We start from the raw sequence: 25,628 nt of genomic DNA on the forward strand, positions 1-25,628 counted from the left end.
CGTTTTTCAGCCTTACAGAATAAGAAAAAATGAAAGTGAAAGAAAAGAGACAACCACGCTGGTGATTGTCTCTTTTTATATGATTCAAAGCGAAAGACAAATCAATGTCTTATTCAGCTTTCCACAAACCGTGCAGATTGCAGTATTCACGTGCACAAACTTCTTTCGCACAGGTCTTGAACTCAGCCACAGGTTTGTCTGATGGTGTAAGATATTTGCGAAGAACTTCTGTCGGTGTAATCAGCTCTATCCACTGGATGTAGTGTCCTTCCGTCATAGGATGCTCTACCTCACCCACGGTTACGCGGTAGCCACCTTCTATCTTTTCGATCACAGGAACGTGCTTTTCCGTAGCAGCGTCAACGGTGTTCTCTTTCAAAAGTGTCATTGGAGCACCACAACAGGTAAGTTCGCCAGCAGCCTCATTCACCACTTCTACCATATTACCACTTTTTTCACATCTGTAAATTTCATTTCTTTTTGTCATAATCTTAGTATTCTATAATGTTGATGTCACAAAGATACTGAAAATAAAAGAATGGTACAACAATAACAATGTGAAAAAAATACAAATTATACATCTTCTTTTATCTTGCCTTGATGCCTCTACCCTATTTCATTTTCTCCTCGTAAAATAAGCACAACGACTGTTTGTACTTGGACTGATACCATAAATAGTTGAGTAAAACGATAATCTTGTCCCTGATAACCACACAAAAACGAGGATGTATCACGGGACACAAGGCTCAAGAAATGTACGGTTTTTTAACCGTTTTTTGCCCTTAAAACGGCACATGAAAACTTTCATTATAGAGAAAAACGATAGGTACAGAGGAATCAAACAAAAGAGATTTGGTTGGAAAAATTGGCTATTAACGGGGAAAAGCAATGCTTTTATTCCAATAGAAACAACACTTTGCAGCATAATAGATAGGTGATTGCCTCACAAGAGCATACACATTAGCACCTTAAAACAATGCTTTTGGCAAGAAAGCACATGAAAGACAAGCACAAAGGATGCCAGTTTTCACATAACGTTCTGACTCATAAACACATACAAAACCAGCTCGTGCTTGGCTTATTTGCAACAACAGATAGTACTACTTGCAAATACGCCAAGCACAGAGATGTTGGTTGTCAAGAAAATTCATTATACACGGGCCACAGATTCAGTCTGTATACACGTTTGCATGCGTGACAGTAAAAAAGGTGTAACACGGTGAAATGAAAAGCGGCTATGTGACACGAACCAAAAATAGACTTACTTCTTTCAAGTTTTTGGATTCCATCTATGATTTTTTAGCACCTCAAAGTGAACTCCTGTCCTACTGATTTTTAATGTATCTAAAAGCTGTACAGCTTTCTAAACAGGCGTGTCTTCGGGCTTTTCAGTAAAAATATCGTCGGCAGAGGTGATTTCATCAAGGTCGAACCACTGATTCATTTTTGCCTTGGCCTTTTGCTTAACCTCGTCAGACACATCCCCCCAAACCTTATGGAGTACGTAAATCAATACCGCCAAGTCGTCACTGAGACCCGCAATGGGAATGGCATCTGGCACAACATCAAGCGGACTGATGAGATAGCCCAACGCTCCAATAATGATGGCTTTATCCCTAACCGACACCTTGTCGTTCTCTAAGGTGTAATAAAGAATGAGTGCGGCATAGACAAGCTTTGCACCCGCACGCTTTGCAATGCGTGATATTTTTTCGACAAAACCAGAGTTAGAGAACTTGTCTTTATACTTCATAAAATCTGGCAAATTCATTTCCATACGTTAATCCTTTCTACTGTTATAATGATGAAGCAGATTAAACTCAACAATCATTTAGTTTATAATTGGTTGGTAAGATACCAATACCTAATTAAATAACGGGTATTTTCACGCATTATTATTTGTTTGCATGACTTCTTGGGGAAACAACACCCTGATTGGAACATCCCGCAACTGATCCAAATAGGTTTTGCGCAAATCGAACAGATGCTTCCAATCCGTTGAAGTGAGTTGTTCGTGCAAATCAAGTTGCATGTCCCACCGCCCCAATGCTTCCAATTTATCGACCATGTCGCCTACCGTTATATGATCCAACGTCTGTGCAGGCTGGTAGATTAAGTCGCCATCATGATCTTCATGGCAAACGCTCGAATTGATGAGATTCACCTGCACCAAATTGTACAACAAGTCGTTGGTGACGCGAATCGGAATGTTTGTTTCCAGTTTTAATTCAAGAGCGGTATAGGGTTTCTTCCCCTCAACGAATCGGTTGCATATTTTACTGAGCAACACAGCACTCATCAAGAGCCGATAGCGATGACTGATTTCATTTGGATTGGCCATAAAGGCTAAATCTTCCAAGTTCTGATTGGTGTAGCACAGTTGCGCGCCAAACAAACAAATGGTCCACGAAATTTGCACCCAGAGCATGAACAATGGCAGTGCGGCAAACGATCCGTAAATGGCATTGTAACTGGACAGCAGCATCTGGCCATGGATATAAAATAACTGAAGCACCTGCATGGCCACGCCGGCGAGGATGCCTGGCACGATGGCTGCGGTAATTTTGACTTTGGTGTTGGGCATAAAGACGTACAAGCCGATGAACACGCATGACATGATGATAAAAGGCATAACCTTCAACCCTATCTGCAACATGGGTGCGAGCAGCATATAGCCTTGCGCACGGTCGACAAATGCGGTCATGAAGATGGAGATACCCGAAATCAAGACTATCAAGATGGGCATCAAAAACACCATGGCAAGATAGTCGGTGACGGTGCGAAACAGTGTGCGTTCGTGCTTGACCTGCCAAATGTTGTTGAATGTTTGCTCAATGGTTCGCGTCAGCCGAAGCACCGTCCACAACATGAAGAGCAAGCCAACGCCAAGGATGACGCCACTCTGCGTGTGCACCAAATACGAATTGACGAAGCCAATAATGATTTCGGCTGCTTGTGACTGCCCTGACAAGGCATTGCGGAACCACTCTTCGATGTACTTAGAAAAACCAAAACCTCGCGCCACAGCAAACACAACCGCACAGATTGGAACAAGGGCCAACAATGTGGAATAGGTCAGTGCGGCAGCTAAGTCGCTGGTTCCTTTAGTGAAGAAGAACTTAACGGCCAATGATAGTTTTTTGACGATGCTGATGAGCAGATATTGCAAAGGCGACACGTCTTTGGGGGTAATGCGCCAGATATCTACCGTCAGGAAGCGCTTAACTTGCTGTATATACTTGTTCATAGATTTTACTTCATTACAAGACAAAGCTCTCGTGTCATGCCTTGATGATGTGATTTGATATCATAAAAATAAGAAGTGTTCCTATAAGCCGGGTTCTGTAACCAACGATGTTGGCGCTCTGCCATTTATCTACGTTGGAAGTCACCCTCCAACTCTAGCATTCTACCCTCCATTGTACGCGAACGTTCAGGCGGACAACCTTCAAACAATGGTATACGCGAACTTGCAACCTCCAGATGGTACAGCCTGATGATCACCCATCAGCTGGTGGTCTCTTACACCACCTTCTCACCCTTACCCTTGCGGGCGGTTATTCTCTTCTACCGACACCTACTGTCACCAATAGCTTCTATTTTCAGAAGTGGAGCGTCCTGTGTTGCCCGGACTTTCCTCTCGCATCCAAAAGATACCAGCGGCAGAGCCGGAACACTTACTTATGAGCGCAAAGATAGTAAAAAATACAGAGATGAAGTGTGGAAACAAAAAGTTTTTACTTCTGGGTCATTGAATTGCTAAAAGGAAGCACACCAACAGAAAACCATTATACACATGTGTCCAAACGTCTGACATGGTCATCGCTTAATCGTGTGGACGAACCTAAATCTTTGAAGATAATTGAAAAATAAATGCCCTGGAATCTTCAATATTTGTAAAAACACATGACAATGACTTAAGAGCCGTTAATGTGTTAAATCGAATTGTTAAATTGGAATAAAGAAACAGGACAAAATGGCAGATTAACGTTTTTTGCGCTTAAATTTGCATCAGTTATAAACAAATGACAGAATATTGCTTGCCGCTTTGAAGGCAGAACATTCTCGAAGAAAGAAATAAAGAACAATTAAATCATATTTAAATGAAAAAGTATTCTAACTATTTGCTAACAGCAATGTGCCTCATCGCACTTGCTTTTTCAGCCGGCTCGTTTATTAAGGTGAACGCAGCTGGCGATCAAGTTCCCGCTGCAGGACAACCAGTAGACTTAACTTATGCTGCTGATAAAGCGTTGCCGGCAGTGGTTCACATCAAATATGTACAGAACTCAAAGACCACAACTGTGGAAGTACCTAGCAATCCATTCTCTGATTTCTTTGGCTTTCCATTCGATTTCTTCGGACAAGGACAAGGTGGAACACAAAAGCGACAAATGCAAACTCCACCGAAGAGAGCAACTGGTTCGGGCGTACTGATTTCAGAAGATGGATATATCGTTACGAATAACCATGTAGTTGAGGGTGCTGATGAACTAACTGTCACATTGACAGACAACAGAGAATTTTCAGCAAGAGTGGTAGGTACGGACAAAACGACCGACCTGGCACTCATCAAAATTGAAGGCAGCAAACTTCCTACCCTCCCCATTGGTGACTCTGACAAACTGAAAATTGGCGAATGGGTCATTGCCGTTGGCAACCCATTTGGACTAAACAATACGGTAACGGCCGGAATTGTCAGTGCAAAAGCAAGATCCCTGTATGCCAATGGTGTTGAAAGCTTTATCCAAACCGATGCTGCCATCAACGCTGGCAACTCGGGTGGTGCCCTGGTTAACGCACAAGGAGAGCTGGTAGGCATCAATGCTATGCTGTATTCTCAAACGGGTTCGTATGCCGGTTATGGATTCGCTATCCCGACAAGTATCATGAACAAAGTGGTGAGCGACCTCAAGAAATTTGGAACTGTGCAGCGTGCAATGCTCGGAATTCAAGGACAAGACATGTTGAACTACATCAACATGCAAAAAGACCAGGACAAGGATGTGGACCTGGGAACCAACTCTGGCGTATACGTTGCCAAGGTTGAGAGCGAAGGAGCGGGTGCTGAAGCTGGCCTGCAAGAAGGCGACGTCATTACCAATCTGGATGGAAAAAAGATCAACAAGATGGCCGAGTTGCAGGAAATTATCTACAGCAAGCGGCCTGGCGAGAAGATAACCATCACTTATCTGCACAACAAGAAAAAGAATACCAAGACCGTTACACTGAAAAACGCACAGGGCAACACAAGCATTGTTAAGGTGGCAGACCTTGATGTGCTTGGAGGAAACTTCAGAGAAATAACCTCTGCACAGAAGCAACAGATGCGCACGAGCTACGGATTGGAAGTGATTAAGATTAATAATGGGGCACTAAAAGAGGCCGGTATCTCGAAAGGTTTCATCATTATGGAAGTGAATGACATGCCAATGAAGTCATTAGAGGACTTGCAAACTGCCGTAAAAAAGGCATCAACAAGCAAAGATCCCGTGCTTTACATCAAGGGTATCTGGCCTTCTGGCAAGAGAGACTACTTTGCTGTGACGGTTAATCCATAATCTCTCAAACAAAGTTGAGAATCTCGCTAATGAGATTTTTGATAAGAAGAGAATGCAAGTTTCCACACATGCATTCTCTTCTTCTTTATATACATACTTGCCATGGACAACATCATTTGTTCTAAAATCGGAATTATAAAAGTATTTTTATGGGACAAAATTTGTTCATTCCATTGAAAACAACTACATTTGCAACTATCCATCAAATTGGGCAAACCAACAATGAGACAACTGAAAATCACAAAATCAATTACGAATCGGGAAAGTGCTGCTCTCGACAAGTATCTTCAAGAGATTGGACATGAAGACCTAATCTCCATTGAAGAAGAAATTGAATTGGCTCAACGCATCAAAAAAGGTGACAGAAAAGCATTAGAGAAGTTGACCAAAGCCAATTTGAGATTTGTGGTTTCAGTGGCAAAGCAGTACCAGAATCAAGGTTTAAGTTTGCCCGATTTGATTAATGAAGGTAACTTGGGACTGATCAAGGCCGCAGAAAAATTTGATGAAACACGTGGGTTTAAATTTATTTCGTATGCCGTTTGGTGGATTAGACAAAGCATCTTGCAAGCTATAGCCGAACAAAGTAGAATCGTAAGGCTTCCTTTGAATCAAGTAGGCTCGGTCAACAAAATCAATCGGATTCTGAATAAATTCGAGCAAGAACACGAAAGAAGACCAAATGTTGACGAGATATCTGACCAGATAGACCTACCAGAAGACAAGATTGTAGAGGCCATGAAAGTCAATGGCAAGCACATCTCCGTGGACGCACCCATCATGGAAGGAGCGGATAGCAGTCTCTTAGACGTGCTTCCCAACACAGAATCACCCATGGCAGACAACGAGTTGGTGATGGAATCATTGCGAGAAGAGGTTGCCAGTGCATTGAATGTCCTGAATGAACGTGAACGGAACATCATCGAATGTTTCTATGGTATCAATCAAAGAGAGATGACACTGGAAGAAATTGGGGATAAATTTGGTCTAACACGCGAACGCGTCAGACAGATCAAGGAGAAGGCTTTACGCCGGCTCAGACAAAATACGAAGAGTAAACAGCTCAAAGCCTACTTAGGCAGATGAGTGTAAACAGGTAAAAAGATTATTTTTTTAGATGCTATTTCACCTATGGAAAAGCATCTTTACAGTTAGAAAAATGAAAGTCAGAAAACTCATATTGATTATTTTCACCATTGTGATTTCGATGCATGTCAATGCCGCAAAAGAAACAACAGGCACACACATGTTCGGTTTCGCTGCATCGTTTAACGATTCTACCATCTACATGACGGAGATACAATATGTCGATTCGGCCTATATTGGCAAATCAAACTTCTTGTTCAGCAGAGAGAATTATTCCTATCAACTGCAAAATTACCTACGTTCCATCGGTGCTGTAAACCCCACTTGCATCACAACTTTCGCCAAAGATCAGAAGAAGATTGAAAAAAAATATCTTTCCATGCGGAAGAAATATGAGAAGAGTGGAAAGTATACCATCAAATATATTACAGCATCAAACTTCAGATATCAAGGCATAATGCCACAGGCAAGCGACTTGGAACAAGAAAAAGCGGCTAAAAGAAAAGCCAAAGAGGCTAAAAAAGCGGCAAAGATAGCTAAGAAACAAGCTAAAAGAAAACAAAGATTGCCTGAGAAAGGAATCATTGAAACGAACCATCCTGCGGCAGCTAAAGATACAAAACAATAGATTTTTTCCTGAAGAAAACCAGCGTTCATGGACTTGCAAACAAATTATTTCACCATAGCTGACCATCATCTCTGTATCAGTTTTCTTCCATCACAGAAGAATAATATGCACCTCATCCCTTCTTTCGAACCTTTCAGAAGTGAAAAATTCGGAGAAGATGATGAGCTTTTTTTTGAACTGACAATAGATGACAATCTGAAACCCATCGCCAAAGACAAGCGCGAACTCATCAGAAAGTTCGAAACAGGGAATGGCGATACCACAGTAGATTTGCTTGACAACGGCGGCTATCAGTATATTATTAAGAATGTAAAGGGTGCAGATTGCTGCATGCTACAAACCGACAAAGACTTCAAACACTGCAAGTGCGCACTCAATGGCAACTATAACATGCGCTGTTTTGGACTGAGTAACGCACTTATGTTAATCTTTGCTTTTGCAGGAAGCCGCAAAGAAACCCTCCTCATTCACGCTTCACTGGTTCGACAGGCAGGCTATGGATATGCCTTTATCGCCAAGAGTGGAACTGGAAAAAGTACACAAGTGAGCATGTGGTTGCGATATCTTGAAGGATGCGACTTGATGAACGACGACAATCCCGTCATCAGAATGATTGACGGCAAGCCCTATATTTATGGCAGTCCGTGGAGCGGGAAGACGCCTTGTTATAGAAATGTGAAAGCCAAATTGGGTGCCATCACACAAATAGACCGTGCCAGTGCAAACAGCATTGAGCCACTTAAACCCGTCGAAGCCTTTGCCTCCATGCTCGTTTCATGCTCCATGATGAAATGGGACAAAGACATATTCAACCGCATCTGTGACACCGTCACCCACATTATCGAAACAACTGGCATCTACATCCTGCACTGTCTCCCCAACAAAGAGGCTGCCGAAGTTTGCCATAAGGCTATTGCAAAACAATAAAAGGAGGATAACGTTTGCCATAAGGCTATTGCAAAACAATAAAAGGAGGATAACAAAAGAGAGTGACCATGTCTTCAATTTCCCCAAAAACGCATAGTCATCAACCTGCTGCTAAAGAGTTGCAGATTGAGAACCGTAAGCTTCTCCCTGAAGTTATCAAGCTGTTGGAAGAAGGGCATACGGTAACTTTGCAATTGAGAGGCTTCAGCATGCGCCCTTTCCTTGAGGACAATCGTGACAAAGCACTCCTGTCCAAGGCTAAAGACATACAAGTGGGTGATGCGGTTTTAGCAGAAACAGCCCCTAAGCATTATGTCTTGCACCGAATCATCAAGATTCAAGGAGAAACGGTCACACTAAGAGGAGACGGAAACTTAGGCACAGAGGTTTGCCATGTCAATGACGTACATGGGTATGTGATTGGCTTTTACCGCAAAGGCCGCGCCAAACTCGATAAGACCAACGGTATCAAATGGCGCACCTATTCGCACATTTGGACGGCTCTTTATCCCATCAGACGCTACCTGTTGGCTGCGTACAGAAGAATATGGATTCCGCTATTTGGGCCTATTTAATCAGAAAACAATAATAAATAATATGAAAGCAAAAACAGGATTCAATCTACGCAACGTTTGTGGTGAGCAAGTCATCGTTGCAGAAGGTAGAGAAAACATCGACTTCAGTAATATCATATCCATGAATGAAACCTCAGCTTACTTGTGGAATGCCATTCAGGACAAAGATTTTACCGTTGACGATTTGGTAAAATTGCTTATGCAAGAGTATGATGTAGACGAACAGACGGCTCGCAAAGACGCACAAGTCTTGGCCAACCAATGGCTCGAAGCTGGAATTTGCGAATAGTTCATTCTCTCTCATCTATTAACCAGTAACGCCATGGCGATAAGACAAATGTCTATGCCATGGCGTTACTGTTTACAAACGTTCAATCAACAGACCACCCGATTGGGTTATTTCAGTTCGTCAATAAAGAAGTTTGCTATCTGCCGCATCAAGTGATTGCGGGTGTTACCGCCATAAATACTATGATTGCGATTGGTATAATAAATCTCTTTAAAGTCTTTGTCTGCCTGAACCAACGCCTCTGCATACTCAAATGTGTTTTGCGGATGCACGTTATCATCGGCCAAACCATGACAAATCAATAAGGCACCGTGCAGCTGCATCGCCCGCTCTATCGGGTTAACGGCATATCCATCGGGATTTTCTTTAGGTGTTCGCATGTATCGCTCTGTATAAACCGTGTCATAAAACTTCCAATTGGTAGGAGGCGCTACGGCAACACCAGCCTTGAACACACCACGCCCCTCGCTCATGCTCATCAATGTATTGAAGCCGCCATAGCTCCATCCCCAGATGCCAATGCGATTCTTGTCAACGTACGACTGCTTGCCAAGCCACAGGGCTGTTTCCACCTGATCTTTGGATTCTAATTCTCCTAACCGCTGATAAACCACTTTCTCAAACTCAGAACCTCTGCCGCCAGTACCTCTGCCATCAACACAAACAACAATGAAACCCTGTTGTGCCAGGTAATAATCAAAAGCACCTCCCTGCCCCATGGAACCCGCATTCCAGGAGTTGGTCACTTGTTGGCTGCCCGGTCCGCTATACTGAAAGAGGATAACCGGATATTGTTTAGAAGCATTGAATTGAGCTGGCTTCACCATCCATCCATCCAACTTTACGCCTTCAGACGTGGTGAAAGAAAATGTTTCCTTGGGTGTCCAACCGTAGTTCGCTATTTTTTTCCGCAATGACGCGTTGTCAATCAGCGTGGACATCACCTTTCCTTTTCTGTCCCGAACGGTGTACACATACGGATGATCGTAATCGCTCCATGTATTGATGAAATACTGATAGTCGCCAGAGAACTGCGCAACGTTCCAACCCTGCTGTTGCGTCAGTCGATCGGTCTTACCGTTCTTATGCGAAACATAAATCTGACGGTCGTGTGCATTCAGTGCGGCAGCCTGATAGAAAACATCGCCGGTCTTTTCGTCGTAGCCATACCAGGCTGTAATGTCGTAGGAACCATCCCCGATGGTTCTAATCATCTGACCGTTCATGTTATACAAATATCCTTTCATGTACCCGTCCCGATCGCTGGGCAGCAGGATGCTGTTCTCACCAATGATGACACCTTCCATAGCCTCTTCCTTGACATACTTCGGAACACGCTCCTTGATCAACAGCGTAGCCACGGTACTCGATGGGTTAACGGCATACAAATGCATTTCGTCCTGATGGCGATTCAAGGTGTAAACGATAATCTTGTTGGGATCAGTCGTTGGCTTGATGCGGGGAACATAACCATCAGCATCCAACGGAACCTGCAACTGGCGGGTTTGATGACTCTTCACATCATAGCTCCACACCGTCACCTTTGAATTGTCCTGACCAGCCTTTGGATATTTATAAGTATATAGTCCCGGGTAATCAGCATATTGAGGCTGCTCGGGTTGCAAGCCCTTGAAAAGCTGCAAGGCATAACTCTTCACTTTAGACTCGTCGTATTTAATCCAACAGATCTTGGTTCCGTCGGCGTTGAAGCAGAACGAAAGATTGTGTCCAAACTCTTCTTCATTCACCCAATCAGGCACTCCATTGATGATTTCGTTAAACTTACCATCTTTCGTGACCTGACTTTCGGCGTTGTCGTACAAGAGTTTAATGAGATGGATGTTATTGTCGCGCACGAAAGCAATCTGCCTACTGTCTGCCGACCACACCGGAACCTGCTGCGGTCCTCCCTCCGAAAGGGGTTCCAACTTCGTACTGGCAATGGTATAGATATAATATTGTGCCTTGAACGAACGGCGATAAATACGTTCGGTCTTAGTCTGGATGAGCATTTTCGCACCGTCCGGCGAGAGGATGTACCCGTCGAACGAATCGATTTTCGAACCCATCGTATGGTTCACGTCAAACAGCACGGCTGTCTGCTTCCCCGTCTTGAACGAGTACCTGACAACACGTTTGCCGTCTTTGCTGATTCTTGCATACTGGTCGGTACCCGCTATGGGTTTGATTCCGCTCAAACGCTCTGCCGCAAAGGCACCATCTTGGATGGCTTTCAGCGTGATTCGTTCGGCCGAATGGATGGTTGAGGTTGCCATAAACAATGCTATAATCCCTAAAATAATCTTCTTCATTCTGCTTGATTTCTTAATGCTAATGATTGCAAAGATAGGCAATTTTGCGTATTTTTGCAAGTGAATGAAACAATTATATCGTGACTTTGGCTCGTGGATTCGCACGTATTTTGATGGTCCGGTGCAGAAGATTTCCGTTGACGCGGGCTTTACCTGCCCTAATCGGGACGGCAAACTGTCAACAGGCGGCTGCATTTACTGTGACAACCGAGCGTTCAATCCCTCTTATTGCAACCCCAGGAAGAACATTCAAGAACAGTTGGAAGATGGAAAGGCGTTCTTCTCGCGCAAGTATCACGGCATGAAATACCTCGCTTACTTCCAAGCTTACACCAATTCTTACGCTTCTATCGAATCACTCAAGCGCATGTATGAGGAGGCTTTGCAGGTGGAAGACGTGGTGGGCATCGTCATAGGAACCCGTCCCGACTGCATGAGCGACCAACTGTTGGACTATTTGGAACAACTGAACAAGCAGACTTTTCTCTTAATAGAATATGGTGTAGAGACGACCAACAACGACACGTTGCAGCGCATTCACCGAGGACACACCTTTGAATGCAGCAAAGCGACCATTGAAAGGACACACGGGCGGGGCATCCTGACAGGCGCACACGTCATCATCGGACTGCCGGGCGAGTCGGCCGAAGACAGCATTGGGCAAGCTCCCATTATCTCATCGCTACCCATCGATGTGCTGAAAATTCACCAAATGCAGGTGATACAGCACACGCAACTGGCTCAACAGTACGCTGAAGCCCCATTCCACACCTACACGGTAGACCAATATCTTGACGTCATCATCCGCTACATAGAGCGTCTTCGAAATGATTTGGTACTCGAACGCTTTGTCAGCACATCACCTGCCGACAGGGTTGTTGCACCTAAATGGGGACTGAAGCCGTATGAATGGATGAATTTGTTGACCCAAAGAATGATTGAAAGGAACACATGGCAAGGAAAGTTATGGCATCCATCCGCAAATATCACCATGGATGTTGAATGATGTTCGCAATCTTCTTCAATGCTGAATTTTCTTGACAACACCCCGCTCATATTTCGCTTGTAAACAAGCAAACGGTCAGCACGGCGCAAATAAGCGAAATATGACTCACTTTTCTATCTCATTGAAGCACAATTTATTGCGGAGCCATCACCTAATTTCCAGACCGTTCACTACGCTTTTACGGAACAAAAGCATTGCTTTAAGAGCCTAAAGTCATAGCTATTGTCCTTCAATGGCATGACACTTAGCACTTAAAAAGCTACATCTATCAGCATAATCTCCATGCTTTAGCACCACCGTTCGTCCTTTTTTCCCAAAAAACGAGCATTCTTACTCCCTGTTGGCCTATTGATTTTTTCTATTTGGAGATTTTTCAAAGGTAGTTTTTTGTTTATTTTATTGGACAAATACAGAAAACTCAAAGAAAAGAGCAACGTACAAAGGATATATCATATATTTTGCTTATCTTCGTAACATCAATATTCATCGCACGCTCGGGCATAGACCCGAATGTTTAAAACAATACAGATATGAAGATAGGAGACAAGGCGCCCGAGATATTGGGACGCGACCAAGACGGTAATGAAATGAAGTTGGATGACTTCAAAGGCAAGAAGTTGGTGCTGTATTTCTACCCAAAAGACAGCACGCCCGGATGTACTACAGAAGCTTGTAACCTGCGCGACAACTATGAACGCTTTTTAGCCCAAGGCTATGCAGTGGTAGGCGTTAGCGTGCAGGACGAGAAATCGCACAAGAAGTTCATTGAGAAGCACCAGCTACCCTTCCCGCTGATTGCCGACACGGAAAAGACACTCAACAACGCTTTTGGTGTTTGGGGCGAGAAAAGCATGTATGGAAGAAAGTACATGGGAACCTTCCGCACCACCTTCATCATTGATGAGGAAGGAAAGATAGAGCGCATCATCACGCCGAAAGAAATCAAGGTAAAGGAACACGCCCAGCAGATACTCGGTTAATGCTGGATTAATTTGTGGTTTCATCAAGGCTGCAAAGGCTTGCAACACCAGCGGGCCACCTTCAACATCACGCCCATACAGGGTATCTCCTTCAAGAGAAAATACTTTTTGTTGCTGCGGACCAACCTGCCGCTCAAGCCTTTCAGAGGGCCATACTTGACATAAACAGGAGTGCCTGGCTTTAATTTTGCTTGCTCCTCGCTTAAGAATTTACGCATGGCAATCTCGGGATTGCACATGGCTTGGAACTCAAACATCTGCTTGGCCGGAATCTCATAATACCGACTGTCATCCTTGCTTTTGCGGATGACAGACGATTTGAAGGGTGCCTCTGTCAGCAACTGCTGTATTTTCTTTTCGGGTTGGCTTTTCTTGATGAATACCAAATTTCGAACGACAGGCCGCAGTTGTTGACGGATGTGATGGTCTTTGTCCTCAACGTCCACATACTCCATCGGTATAAAATACGGCAAGTGCTGCTCATCCAGATAATCCATCACCAACTGAGGCTTTGACATGAATAGCCTCGCGGCAAACCATGGTGCCGTATCTTCTTCACTCTGCTGAGGCAAGATGGAAACTGATGACGCATTTTCCCCCGGTTGACAATCTGGCTTGCTTTCCATAACTACGACCGTATTGCTTGGATAAAAGAACACAGCATCGCAACATCTTTCACGCCAGTTGATGTTTCAAAACAACGATTCAAGTTAACCCCTGCGAACAAAGGATGATTGAACTGCTTGAGGTGTTGCGCATCTTCGGGGCCAATGCTGCCTCCTAACAAGAATGGCGTAGTCCCCTCGTACTTCTCCAAGAATGACCAGTCGGGCTTTTTACCTTGGCATTTCTCTTCATCGGCAGACGGAACGAAAAGAAACAGGTCGACTACGCCCTCAAACTCTTTACACTGTTCCAAATCTTGTTGGGTCGTTAGGGACAAGGTCTTGATAATCTTGATGTTCGGTTGGATGTCTGGTTTGAGCGTGCGAAGCAGATTCTCTATCATCACCCTGCTTTCACTTCCGTTCAACTGAACGTAATCAAGACTGTAATTGTAGACGCGCGTCACGATGGTCTGCGGCATGTCGTCTGCGAACACACCCACCCGTTCAATGCGATTAGCGACAGGTTGAGGTTCCTGTTTTTGCATTCCTTTGGCCAATCGTTCTTCACTATAATCGGGTATGATGCCAGCCATGCTGCTGATCATCTCCACGTAACGAGGAGAATGGGGAATGAAGTTGAAGCCCATCATATTGATGTCTAAGGCTGACACGGCGCGAATGTTGTCGGTATCACGCATACCGCACACTTTTATATTCATTTTGTTCATTCAATGTTAAAATGATGTTGAACTCGACAAATGTACGAATTTATTTCGACAAACATCTTGAAGTGACTCATATAAATTAGATTTGGACGTTCTTACCCCACTCGCTAAACGCCTACAGAAGACGACAATAGGCCAGAAAGAGCGTGAAATGAATCTGGTTTGAGCCGCTAAAACAGCTTTCACCTTATTATATAAGAGGCTCATGATTAAACGCCACACGAAAAAATTGATACTATAATGTAATAAAGACATAGCTGGAACGTTATGATATTAACAAAGACATTATCAAAGATATAGCCTATGAAATACTTTACACCGGAAGAACTGAACCCCTCGGAGGTCACGCTGAACTTGATTAGACAGTTGGCTCGTACATACAGGGTAGTAGACATTGACAACAAGAAGACATCCTATTGTCTGAATTAATGCCCAAAAACGCAAATGAAGAACATTCTTATTTCTCCCTCCCTCCTATCGGCTGACTTTACGAACCTCAAATCAGACGTCGAAATGATTAACCGCAGTGAGGCCGACTGGCTTCACATGGATGTCATGGATGGCGTGTTTGTGCCGAACATATCTTTTGGTTTCCCTGTCATCAGTGCCGTCTCGAAAATCTGTAAGAAGCCGCTCGACGTTCATTTGATGATTGTACAACCCGAGCGATACATCGAACAAACGGCCAAAGCTGGTGCCTACATCATGTCCGTTCAATACGAAGCGTGCACCCATCTGCACCGTACCGTTCAGCAAATCCATGCGGCTGGCATGAAAGCCGGCGTGGTACTAAACCCTTCCACGCCTGTTCATCTGTTGGAAGACATCATCTGTGACGTTGACTTGGTACTGCTTATGAGCGTCAACCCTGGCTTTGGTGGACAAACATTCATCGAGAACACCCTCAACAAGGTAAAGCGCCTCCGCAAACTCATGGATGAATGCGGATCTGAAGCTCTTATTGAAGTAGATGGAGGTGTACAGGGTGAAACCGCTCCGCGACTTGTTCAAGCGGGAGCAGACGTGCTGGTAAGTGGTAGCTATGTATTCAAATCAGAGAATCCAGAGAAGACTATTAAACAATTGAAGTCACTTTCTGCAAGCCAAGAAAGTGAAGAATGACCCTCGAGAACTTAACATAATCATGGAGCAAGAAGAAGACAAATTCGCATTCTTCTTGCTCAAATGGAGTGCATGAACGGCCTGATTACATCATTCGTAATTCCATCTGATGCTCCTGAGCCATCTTACGCAGATTGATGATGGCATAACGCATGCGCCCCAAAGCCGTATTGATACTTACATTCGTGGTGGCAGCTATCTCTTTAAATGACAGCTGTTGATAGAATCGCATGTACACCACTTCACGCTGAGCGGTAGGCAAAAGGTTCATCATCTTCTTGACATCGCAGAGAATTTGTTCGTTGACAAACTTACTCTCGATGTTCTCGTCCAACAATTCCTTACTGCCAAAGTTTGACAGGTCATTGTCTTCTGTAGCCTCAACAATCTTTTCAGATTTCTGTTCGCGATACATGTCCATGATGATATTATGGGCAATGCGCATGACCCATGCGCAAAACTTACCCGTAACGGTATACTTCCCCTGCTGTAACTTGGTGATGACCTTCACAAAAGTTTCTTGAAAGACATCGTCAGCCACATCCCTATCTCTTACAACAAACAGGATATAAGAGAATATCTTTGACTGATTGCGCGACAATAATAAATCAAAAGCGTAGTTATTACCATTGATATAGGCTACTGCCAATTCCTCATCTGACAGCTCATTCAGTTTCCTCATTTTCTTAAAAATTGATTCTAAGTAAATGTGTATCTATAGGCAATGATATTTATTTGTTATAAAACCTTTCAAGATGTGCACAAAGTTAAACGAATTTGGTGATTCTACCAAATTATATCATGAAAATATACGCAAGAAACTTTACCTCTCCGAAATTAAACATGGGCTTTATTGTGTGTATTTAGCTATCGAGTATGGCTTATTGGCTGCGCTTTTCTGTTGTGTATGGCTTGGTACGAATGATGACGTTTTCGAATCCCATGGATTTCATCAACTGGTAAAACTGGCGGGTGGCGTTGCGTTCTGCACTCTTGATGTTTGGTGTTGTCAAGCATCGGTCAATCATAGCTTGATAGGCTCTTCGGTAAAGATCGTCACGATCTTTAGCCTTCCACTCGCCCTTTTCAAAGAAAGACTTAGTGCGAGCCTCGTCAATAAAGTTGTGATCCAACAGCTTGACGGGTGGCAACATTACAACGATAGAATCTCCTTGAGGCTCTATAAAATCTTCACCTGCATCTTGTAAATCAATCCCCAGTCGCAAAGTGCCATAATAAATACGAACCAATTCGGCATCACCAAAGAAACCATGCCTAACGGTATCGATGATTTCTTCGTTGTTGATGGTCAAAAACTCCCATTGTCCAATGTCACGAATGCTCTGTATCTGCGTGGGAGTAATCTTGATTTTGTCATCCTTTGACAGTTCGAACCTATTGTCTTTATTAAGATACACCAACACAATGCCCACCAACAGCAAGACCATAATCACGAAAAAAATAGTCTTCCTTGATATCTTAGACAGGCAGTTGAGCAAGTTGTGCCTTTTATTGTTATTTGTTTCCATGTTCAATCGTTGTTTTGTCGAGAAGTGTCTTGATGTCTTCCAATGTGAATTGCTTTCGGAAAGAGATGGTGATGTCTTCCTCACGATACCCCATTTGCTCAATCATCGGTATCAACGTGCGGGCAGCACTTTCACGAGCCAGGTCGATAATGCCCAGTGAATTGATGTCTTTGATGATGGCATCACGCCCTTGTTGACTGTAGCTGGCGAGTTCTTCGTCGGAGAAGTTGCTACGAGTGAGGGCAACATATTGTTTAATTTCTTCATGATTAATGCGGGTAGACGTGAGTGTCACCCGAGGATCCGGCAGGATAATCTCAATCTTTTGCCCCTTCTTGTGCACGTTTTCTTCGCTGAAATTACTGAAATTAATGTAGGCTTTCAGGGTGGCATCCATCGGAATAGCAATCTTACGCTTGCCCAACGGCAGGTTAATACTGAAATCTTTCTTCATGAAAGAACCGTTGAGCTTCAGCTGGTCGTCATGTGTAATGATTTTGTGAACATGAACTTCGGTGGTATATAGTTTTGAACACTTTTGTATCTGCATCACCATGGTTGGGATCGTGTCCATAGAACTGATATTTTCTTCTGTCTTTTTGTGCGAACAGGAGCAAAAAGCAATGATGCAACTGAGGATAAATAGGTATGATCGCATGTTTGTCTTGTGCGTGTTACGATGGTGAAAACGCTGAAAGCCACATGGTGTAGCAATGGCATTTTCGTATTATCGAGTAATATTTGTTGTACAAAAGTAGAAAAATTATTTGATAATGTCATGAAATATGCAAAATTTATCATCTTCATTTTCCATCTGGTTGTGTACTACAAAAATATGATGTAACTTTGCACACTCAAACAGATTCCATTATTCTACAATGGTCTGTGAGCAACTATTATAACATCTTAAATGAACATTCATCACCCTGTTTCACGTCAATTCATCGTATGCGTGACGCTGTTTTTGCTGCTATCGAAAGCCGTTTTTCCCGCTGTAACAGACACTACGGCATTAACACCATCCCCCATTCTCACACCTGTTACTAATTTCAATGCGAAGAAGGCAATGAAACAGGATTTCACTTACATGGGACTGGGATTCATCGCCTCGGGATTTATTGTTAAATCTCGGAAAGAAGACTTTCGTTCTCTCCGACATTATTTTCAACCAACGTTCAAGACCACTTGGGACAACTACGCACAATACAGCCCTCTGCTAACAACGTGGGTACTGAACACGGCTGGCGTTCAAGGACGCAGTTCACTTCAACGTCTTGCGGTAAGCAACGCCTTGTCGTTTGTCATGATGGCAGGAATAGTCAACACAGTGAAACACACCACAAAAGAGCTTCGCCCAGATGGCAGTTCACGCAACTCTTTCCCATCAGGACACACGGCTACAGCGTTTGCTGCCGCAACCATCTTGCACAAAGAATATGGACTTACGAGTAGCCCATGGTACAGCATAGCAGGGTATTCAGTAGCCACGGCAACAGGCATTTGCCGCATTTTGAACAACAGGCATTGGGTAAGCGACGTGTTGGTTGGAGCAGGAATAGGTATTTTAGCCACTGATATAGGCTATGCCCTGGGTGACCTGATATACAAGGATAAAGGACTGTACCGCAGTAATTTAGAAGATATAACACCCAACATTTTAAACCGACCCTCATTTTTTGCCATCAATATAGACATGGCGCCCAGGATGCAACGCTTCAAAGCACCAGAAGTATACGACCACTATGATGAGAGTATGCAACCATATGCCCTAAGCAGCACGCAAGACTCGAGCCATCCTTTAGGCTTGAAACTGAACTTGGGTGCCAGCATGGGCGTTGCGGTTGAGAGTGCTTATTTCTTGAACGACTACATCGGAGTAGGCGGTAGACTTCGCGTAACGACCATGCCTGTTACTGCTACCGTTGATTTGTCCCATGGGTTCAAATATAATATGTACGCACATGGCCTGCAAGATGATTTAAAAGAGAGATTCGTGAACTTCGTAGGACTGGAATCCAATCATGTAGGCATGTTCGATTTCAGTGCGGGTGTCTATTTCTCTTATCCCCTTACCAGCCGATTACGCTTAGGCAGCAAGGTACTGATTGGCAGAAGACACACGACTGACTATGACATCGATGCCATCACCAATGTTGATGTTGAGGGTCTACGCAATGCCCTCATCCCAATTTCCGCAAATGACAAACAGTATTTTAAGAATCCTGAAGAAAAGGAAGAGTTGACCAAATGGTTAGACAACCTGGGTGATGGACAGGGCATCCATGACGGTAAGTTTTTAACAATCAAGTCGAACAAAACGCCCCTATACAGCACGGGACTCTCCTTGACGTGGGCCTACAAGCATGGCATGTCATTCAAGGCAGATGTCAATTATGACTACGCTGAACCCGAATACACGTATGAACTGAGGAACCGTGTGCAAGAATCACAGGATGGCACACGAACTTATCTTACTGACACCTTTAAACGTCGAACCCCCATACACCAACCCAGCTTTTCATTCGGTATGGCATTTAATTTTTAACCCTGGTTACAGTCGACTGAACATGAGGAATCGCTCCCCTATCATGCAATAGCGATCAAAACGCCGTGGGCGATTCCTGGTACAACAGGATGGACTAATCCATTGAAAACCCCATCTAAGCATCACCTTTCTATCAAAAGATATGCTCGTTGGTCCTATACAAATCATGACTGCCAACGTTACTGAATTTTCTTGACAACGTACACGTTCATATTTCGCGTATTTGCAAACAAACATGCCGGGTGTTGCAAATACGGCAAGCATGAGCATTCTTTGTATATAGTTCATACACAACAGCTTGCGAGTCTTCCTTATGTTTTATCTACCTATCAACATCTTTTTTTCTGGCAAAAGCATTGAATTAAGCAAGGAATTCACATGCTTTTGGCGAGCAATAAGCTACAACTTGCCAAGCGAAATGATGTTTATTCAGCGAAAAACTCATTAACATTGCAGCAAAAACACGATTTTTCAGCGTCGTTGATACCTTGTTTGCATCCTCCGTGCCTATTGTTTTTCTCTAAATTGAGCGTGCTGAAGGGCCATTTTAAGGACTAAAAGTGAGCAAAATAATGAACAAATGTTCGCTCAGTTCTCTTGCGCTGGTGCGATTCATCACATTCCGTTAGCTGAACAATCCATATTTCGCCATTCAAAACATTCTGGTTTTCAAAGTGGGAAAATATGTAAGAAATATTTGCAAACTTAAAATTATTCACTACATTTGCGACAAATCTACTAACTTAAAACACATTAAAACCATGAACATTCCGATTGTTTTTTGGCTTGTACCAGTAGCTTCAATCATTGCATTGGCCATGGCCTGGTATTTCTTTAGTAACATGATGAAGGCCGATGAAGGTACCCCACGCATGCGTGAAATTGCTCTACACGTTCGTAAAGGAGCCATGGCCTATCTTAAACAACAATACAAGGTTGTTGGTTATGTCTTTATCGCATTGGCACTGTTATTTGCATTCATGGCGTATGTGCTGAAAGTTCAGAACCCATGGGTTCCCTTTGCATTCCTTACTGGTGGATTCTTTAGCGGACTCTGTGGGTTCTTTGGCATGAAAACTGCATCATACGCCTCTGGTCGAACGGCTAACGCAGCACGAAAGAGCTTGAACCAAGGTTTACAGATTGCGTTTCGCTCGGGCGCTGTGATGGGACTTGTGGTGGTAGGCCTTGGACTATTGGACATTGCCGTCTGGTTTATGATACTTTCGGTGTTTTACACAGGCAACAACATGGCTCTCATCACCATCACCACAACCATGCTTACCTTTGGTATGGGTGCCTCAACCCAAGCACTGTTTGCACGTGTTGGTGGAGGTATCTATACCAAAGCAGCCGACGTTGGAGCTGATTTGGTGGGCAAGGTAGAGCAAGATATTCCTGAAGACGACCCTCGAAATCCCGCAACCATTGCCGACAATGTAGGTGATAACGTAGGAGATGTGGCTGGTATGGGTGCTGACTTGTATGAAAGCTACTGCGGAAGCATTCTTTCAACGGCTGCACTGGGTGCCACTGCCTTTGCGGCAAGCGGTGAAATGCAAATGAAAGCAGTAGTGGCGCCCATGATTATTGCTGCCGTGGGTATATTCTTAAGTTTGGCTGGTATCTTCATGGTGCGTACGAAGGAAGAGGCTACCATGAAGGATTTGCTGAAGTCATTGAGCCTTGGTACCAACTTTTCGGCCGTGCTGATTGCCATCGCAACGTTCGTCATTCTCTATCTCTTAGGAATTAACAATTGGTTAGGCATTAGTTGCTCGGTTATATCGGGTCTTGCTGCAGGTGTCATCATCGGCCAAGCCACCGAATATTACACCTCACACAGCTACAAGCCAACCAAAGAGATTGCAGCTGCTTCGCAAACAGGTGCGGCTACCGTGATAATCAAGGGCATTGGAACAGGAATGATAAGTACCTGCATTCCTGTGGTAACCATATCGGTAGCCATTATGCTGAGCTATCTCTGTGCCAACGGATTTGATATGAGTATGAGTGCCGAATCTATCAGTCATGGACTGTATGGTATTGGCATTGCGGCAGTAGGCATGCTTTCTACCTTAGGCATTACCTTGGCTACGGATGCCTATGGCCCCATTGCAGACAATGCAGGTGGTAACGCTGAAATGAGCGAACTGGGCGAAGAAGTGAGAGAACGCACCGATGCTCTCGACGCTTTGGGTAACACCACGGCAGCCACTGGTAAGGGATTTGCCATCGGATCGGCTGCACTGACAGCATTGGCGCTTTTGGCATCCTATATAGAAGAGGTGAAAATAGCCATGGTCAGAATGGTTGACGAGGGGCATCAATTTGTAAATGCCGCCGGCAATGGATTTACACCCAACACGGCAACCATGTCAGATTTCATGGATTTCTTCCAAGTGAACCTGATGAACCCACGCGTTTTGGTAGGTGCTTTCATTGGTGCCATGGCTGCATACTTATTCTGCGGACTCACCATGGGGGCTGTAGGTAGAGCGGCAGGTGCGATGGTTGATGAGGTTCGTCGACAATTCCGAGAAATCAAAGGTATTTTAGAGGGCAAAGCTACTCCCGACTATAGCAGGTGTGTGGAGATTAGTACCAAGTCGGCACAACGCGAGATGCTGTTACCATCCATATTGGCTATAGCCATTCCTATCGTTGTTGGCATCGTATTAGGTGTCGCAGGCGTGTTAGGTTTGTTAGTAGGCGGATTGTCTGCAGGCTTTACGCTGGCCATATTCATGGCAAACGCAGGTGGCGCATGGGATAATGCCAAGAAGATGGTTGAAGAAGGTAACTTCGGTGGCAAGGGCTCGACATGTCATAAGGCTACCGTTGTTGGCGATACCGTAGGTGATCCTTTTAAAGACACCAGCGGACCAAGCTTGAATATTCTGATTAAGTTGATGTCGATGGTCAGCATCGTGATGGCTGGACTAACAGCTGCTCTGATTTAAACACATAGAACATCAATGCTTGAAAATTGCCCCAAGAAACTCAGTCAATGACATAAAATTGGATGAGTTTCTTGGGGTAATTCGTGTTTGCAAAGAATATTTCATTACCTTTGCAACAGAAACAATAACAACGATAATGCCAGAACATAACCCTAATCAATCTACACCGAGAGATGGAGATCATGGACATCATTCTCATTCTCAGCACCATCACCATCGAAGAACCTACGAATCATCACAGTTAAAAAACAACAATCGTTTTTCTAAGAAACGAAGAAAAATGATTAGTAACGTTCTGTTCATTTCCTTATCCATCGTTGCAGCACTCATCATGATAGCTGTCATCTGGTTGTACACCGTTGAATAATACCACATGAATCATGTTGAATGATGTAGAATAGATATCTAATCATCAAGATAAAAAGGCGTTTCGAAGCATGATGTTCGAAACGCCTTTTCATTTAATGGTGTTATTTGACTAACAAACTTTCTCCAATCGCTTCATGACAGAGAACATGAACAAAGCAGAAAGCAAGCAGACACCAATGAATACAGACCAAACAGCCCATACAGGTAAGTCACCCCAAAGATATCCACCTACACTCACCAACAAGTTACCAATAGCGGTAGCAGCAAACCAACCACCCATCATGGCACCCTTGAGCTTGGGAGGTGCAACCTTGCTCACAAAACTAATTCCCATCGGACTTAACAACAATTCACCGAATGTCAATACCAAATAAGTACTAATCAACCAGTTGGCTGATGCGTAACTGGCTGTTCCTGCCTCGGCAGCCACTGCCTGTTCATTAGGAGTGAGCAAGCCTTGTGAACCAATAATCATGATGGTATAGGCAAATGCAGCAATCACCATACCATAAGCTATCTTACGTGGAGCAGAAGGTTCTTTGCCCTTGGCAGCCAACGAACCGAAGATGGCCATGCTGACTGGTGTCAGGGCAACTACATAGAATGGGTTGAATTGTTGGAAAATAGGTGCACTCACGTCAATAGCTTCTTCTACTTGCGTGTACTTATAAATCAACACAGCGATTGCTGCCACGATGACAGCTAAAGAAATTCCCTTAGCTTTCTGTGCTCTTGACTGGAAGAATGAGAATCCTGCATAGACAATAAAGATAATCATCACAAGATTCACAACATCGAACGCCATGCTCTGAACGCCAGAAGAGGTTTTTTGAGTAAACTCATTGGCAAAGTAAGTCAGGGTGAGTCCGTTCTGGTGGAATGACATCCAGAAGAAAATAACTACAGCAAACACCAACAATAGTGCCACTACTCTATCCCTTACATCTTTCTTGCTCAATTCCTCGGTCTCGATGGCTTTCCCATCATCTGTCTTGGCTGCCGTGCCATTTCCTTCCACATGACGGAACGTTGAACGGAAACCATAATATATAGCCATAGAAATAATCAAGGATACACATGCTACGGCGAAGGAGAAATGGTAAGCATCGTTCTCGGCATAACCAACAGACTCGGCCCACTCCTTAATGCGTACAGCTGCCGTTGGTGCGAACAAAGCACCAATATTGATAGCCATATAGAAGATGGAGAAAGCTGAATCGCGCTTGTCGGCATACTTTGGATCATCGTAAAGGTTACCTACCATTACTTGCAAGTTGCCTTTGAACAAGCCTGTACCAAAGCTGATGAACAGCAAAGCCAGTAACATTACCAAGAGTGCAAACGTCTCACCGCCCAATGGGATGGATAAGAACAGGTATCCCAGGAACATCACCACAATGCCAATGGTGACCATCTTGCCAAAACCAAACTTGTCGGCAAGCACACCACCCACTAATGGGAGGAAGTAAACCAGTCCAAGAAACACACTGTAAATCATACCAGCCGTACCAGGATCCAATCCAAAGTTAGCTCTTAAAAACAATACAAACACGGCAATCATGGTGTAATAACCAAATCGTTCGCCTGTGTTGGCCAGTGCCAAAGCAAAAAGGCCTTTAGGTTGATTTTCAAACATAAGCTTATTTTTTATTATTGGTTTTAGTTATGTCAAAAAGATAAGACAGCTTTACTACAATGTTAGACAAGTTGGACTTGGCAAAATAATCTCTTTTGGTATCACCATAGATATTTGCCAACCCATAATAATAACGCGCATCAAGCAAGAGATGCCCAACCTTTGGTAACGAATACTCCACCCCGATGCCTGCCACAATTCCATAATCAAACTTGTGTTCCACGGGCATGCTGTATTGTGTTGTTTCTTTATTGGCTCTATCATTCAGGTTTGCATGGTCCAAGTCAAAGTTTAGACTGGTATTTTCATTCAGCATATAACCGAACTGGGGACCAGCTTGAAAGAAAAATTGAAAACCTCTGCCCTCTTTTCCCCATGCCAAATGGGCGAAAACGGGTACTTGCATATAGTTAATGGTTCTGCTATATTCTTCGGTGAGACCTGTTTCACTGTTCACAACCGGTTGATCTTTCAAGTCAACTATATTTTCTTTCCATCCACCTTGTGTAAAGTTCACCTCAGCATAAATGGAACAAATGGTTTTGAAATACTTCTCTGATGTATAACGTAACGTGAGTCCTCCTGTCATACCACCATGCAAGCCTTGCGTCACTTTGGGTACGAAGCCGGCATTACTGAGGACATAGCCGCCATTCACGCCCACAGCAAACTCGTTACGATAGTTGCCTACTTGGGCAAAAAGCCACAAAGGAAACAAGATGAACAGTAGAGAAAATACCGATTTTTTCATTTAAAAATCTTTCAAA

Annotated in this window: 23 protein-coding genes and 1 other RNA gene; 12 read left to right on the top strand and 12 right to left on the bottom strand. The window is 43.8% G+C overall.

What is annotated here, in order from left to right; translation table 11 throughout:
• Positions 1-109 precede the first annotated feature (109 nt).
• The 4 genes from HMPREF1254_RS10745 to rnpB form a co-directional block, all read right to left on the bottom strand.
• Positions 110-487, bottom strand: coding sequence for a desulfoferrodoxin (locus HMPREF1254_RS10745; protein WP_023058785.1), 378 nt, complete (start codon positions 485-487; stop codon positions 110-112).
• 876 nt (positions 488-1,363) lie between these two features.
• Positions 1,364-1,771, bottom strand: coding sequence for a YkvA family protein (locus HMPREF1254_RS10750; protein WP_023058767.1), 408 nt, complete (start codon positions 1,769-1,771; stop codon positions 1,364-1,366).
• Between the two features lie 114 nt (positions 1,772-1,885).
• Entirely contained in the window at positions 1,886-3,247 is a 1,362-nt protein-coding gene (locus HMPREF1254_RS10755) for a YihY/virulence factor BrkB family protein (protein ID WP_023058715.1), read from the bottom strand.
• Between the two features lie 68 nt (positions 3,248-3,315).
• An RNA gene (gene rnpB / locus HMPREF1254_RS11515) (RNase P RNA component class A) lies at positions 3,316-3,680 on the bottom strand.
• Positions 3,681-4,103: 423 nt separating this feature from the next.
• On the opposite strand from rnpB, the gene HMPREF1254_RS10760 reads away from it, so the two are divergent.
• The 6 genes from HMPREF1254_RS10760 (at position 4,104) to HMPREF1254_RS10785 (ending at position 9,066) form a co-directional block, all read left to right on the top strand.
• Positions 4,104-5,561, top strand: coding sequence for a Do family serine endopeptidase (locus tag HMPREF1254_RS10760; RefSeq protein ID WP_023058783.1), 1,458 nt, complete (start codon positions 4,104-4,106; stop codon positions 5,559-5,561).
• A gap of 222 nt (positions 5,562-5,783) precedes the next feature.
• Positions 5,784-6,647 carry a sigma-70 family RNA polymerase sigma factor gene (locus tag HMPREF1254_RS10765; protein WP_036878125.1) on the top strand — a complete coding sequence of 288 codons (864 nt, stop codon included), beginning with the start codon at positions 5,784-5,786 and terminating at the stop codon, positions 6,645-6,647.
• A 73-nt stretch (positions 6,648-6,720) separates the two neighbouring features.
• Entirely contained in the window at positions 6,721-7,275 is a 555-nt protein-coding gene (locus tag HMPREF1254_RS10770; RefSeq protein WP_051331321.1) for a hypothetical protein, read from the top strand.
• Between the two features lie 27 nt (positions 7,276-7,302).
• On the top strand, positions 7,303-8,202 hold the full coding sequence (locus tag HMPREF1254_RS10775) for a hypothetical protein (protein WP_023058831.1): 900 nt from the start codon (positions 7,303-7,305) through the stop codon (positions 8,200-8,202).
• 68 nt (positions 8,203-8,270) lie between these two features.
• Complete coding sequence (locus tag HMPREF1254_RS10780; RefSeq protein WP_023058759.1) at positions 8,271-8,777, top strand: S24/S26 family peptidase; 507 nt, start codon at positions 8,271-8,273, stop codon at positions 8,775-8,777.
• A gap of 22 nt (positions 8,778-8,799) precedes the next feature.
• Positions 8,800-9,066, top strand: coding sequence for a PqqD family protein (locus tag HMPREF1254_RS10785; RefSeq protein WP_023058814.1), 267 nt, complete (start codon positions 8,800-8,802; stop codon positions 9,064-9,066).
• A 107-nt stretch (positions 9,067-9,173) separates the two neighbouring features.
• Here the strand turns inward: HMPREF1254_RS10785 and HMPREF1254_RS10790 are convergent, their stop codons facing one another.
• Positions 9,174-11,378, bottom strand: a complete 2,205-nt coding sequence (locus HMPREF1254_RS10790) for a S9 family peptidase (RefSeq protein ID WP_023058725.1) — start codon at positions 11,376-11,378, stop codon at positions 9,174-9,176.
• A gap of 64 nt (positions 11,379-11,442) precedes the next feature.
• Between HMPREF1254_RS10790 and HMPREF1254_RS10795 the strand changes: the two genes are divergently transcribed.
• Positions 11,443-12,384, top strand: a complete 942-nt coding sequence (locus tag HMPREF1254_RS10795) for a TIGR01212 family radical SAM protein (protein WP_023058771.1) — start codon at positions 11,443-11,445, stop codon at positions 12,382-12,384.
• Positions 12,385-12,914: 530 nt separating this feature from the next.
• Positions 12,915-13,364: a thioredoxin-dependent thiol peroxidase gene (bcp, locus tag HMPREF1254_RS10800; protein ID WP_023058803.1), complete on the top strand. Its 450-nt coding sequence runs from the start codon at positions 12,915-12,917 to the stop codon at positions 13,362-13,364.
• Positions 13,365-13,387: 23 nt separating this feature from the next.
• On the opposite strand, the gene HMPREF1254_RS10805 is transcribed toward bcp, so the two are convergent.
• Complete coding sequence (locus HMPREF1254_RS10805; RefSeq protein WP_023058737.1) at positions 13,388-13,990, bottom strand: UpxY family transcription antiterminator; 603 nt, start codon at positions 13,988-13,990, stop codon at positions 13,388-13,390.
• A 2-nt stretch (positions 13,991-13,992) separates the two neighbouring features.
• On the bottom strand, positions 13,993-14,691 hold the full coding sequence (locus tag HMPREF1254_RS10810) for a phosphoribosylanthranilate isomerase (RefSeq protein WP_036878172.1): 699 nt from the start codon (positions 14,689-14,691) through the stop codon (positions 13,993-13,995).
• A 309-nt stretch (positions 14,692-15,000) separates the two neighbouring features.
• On the opposite strand from HMPREF1254_RS10810, the gene HMPREF1254_RS12430 reads away from it, so the two are divergent.
• Both HMPREF1254_RS12430 and rpe read left to right on the top strand, forming a co-directional pair.
• On the top strand, positions 15,001-15,126 hold the full coding sequence (locus tag HMPREF1254_RS12430) for a hypothetical protein (protein WP_023058819.1): 126 nt from the start codon (positions 15,001-15,003) through the stop codon (positions 15,124-15,126).
• 15 nt (positions 15,127-15,141) lie between these two features.
• Positions 15,142-15,819, top strand: coding sequence for a ribulose-phosphate 3-epimerase (gene rpe / locus HMPREF1254_RS10815; protein ID WP_023058741.1), 678 nt, complete (start codon positions 15,142-15,144; stop codon positions 15,817-15,819).
• Positions 15,820-15,904: 85 nt separating this feature from the next.
• On the opposite strand, the gene HMPREF1254_RS10820 is transcribed toward rpe, so the two are convergent.
• The 3 genes from HMPREF1254_RS10820 to HMPREF1254_RS10830 form a co-directional block, all read right to left on the bottom strand.
• Positions 15,905-16,501: an RNA polymerase sigma factor gene (locus HMPREF1254_RS10820; RefSeq protein WP_023058806.1), complete on the bottom strand. Its 597-nt coding sequence runs from the start codon at positions 16,499-16,501 to the stop codon at positions 15,905-15,907.
• A 199-nt stretch (positions 16,502-16,700) separates the two neighbouring features.
• Positions 16,701-17,348 carry a DUF4230 domain-containing protein gene (locus HMPREF1254_RS10825; protein ID WP_023058730.1) on the bottom strand — a complete coding sequence of 216 codons (648 nt, stop codon included), beginning with the start codon at positions 17,346-17,348 and terminating at the stop codon, positions 16,701-16,703.
• Positions 17,335-17,922 (bottom strand): DUF4230 domain-containing protein, encoded by a 588-nt coding sequence (locus tag HMPREF1254_RS10830; RefSeq protein WP_231385855.1) that lies wholly within the window; start codon positions 17,920-17,922, stop codon positions 17,335-17,337. Before HMPREF1254_RS10830 ends, HMPREF1254_RS10825 begins: the two co-directional genes overlap by 14 nt.
• A gap of 336 nt (positions 17,923-18,258) precedes the next feature.
• Between HMPREF1254_RS10830 and HMPREF1254_RS10835 the strand changes: the two genes are divergently transcribed.
• Together HMPREF1254_RS10835 and HMPREF1254_RS10840 are read left to right on the top strand one after the other, a co-directional pair.
• Positions 18,259-19,893: a phosphatase PAP2 family protein gene (locus HMPREF1254_RS10835; RefSeq protein WP_023058779.1), complete on the top strand. Its 1,635-nt coding sequence runs from the start codon at positions 18,259-18,261 to the stop codon at positions 19,891-19,893.
• Between the two features lie 761 nt (positions 19,894-20,654).
• Positions 20,655-22,856: a sodium-translocating pyrophosphatase gene (locus HMPREF1254_RS10840; protein WP_036891243.1), complete on the top strand. Its 2,202-nt coding sequence runs from the start codon at positions 20,655-20,657 to the stop codon at positions 22,854-22,856.
• Positions 22,857-23,334: 478 nt separating this feature from the next.
• Here HMPREF1254_RS10840 and HMPREF1254_RS10845 read toward each other — a convergent pair whose 3' ends face one another.
• Together HMPREF1254_RS10845 and HMPREF1254_RS10850 are read right to left on the bottom strand one after the other, a co-directional pair.
• A complete protein-coding gene (locus HMPREF1254_RS10845; RefSeq protein WP_023058790.1) occupies positions 23,335-24,861 on the bottom strand; it encodes a peptide MFS transporter in 1,527 nt (508 codons plus the stop codon).
• 4 nt (positions 24,862-24,865) lie between these two features.
• Positions 24,866-25,612 (bottom strand): porin family protein, encoded by a 747-nt coding sequence (locus HMPREF1254_RS10850; protein ID WP_023058798.1) that lies wholly within the window; start codon positions 25,610-25,612, stop codon positions 24,866-24,868.
• Positions 25,613-25,628 lie beyond the last annotated feature (16 nt).

The sequence above is a fragment of the Prevotella sp. BV3P1 genome (assembly GCF_000479005.1).
GTDB lineage: Bacteria > Bacteroidota > Bacteroidia > Bacteroidales > Bacteroidaceae > Prevotella.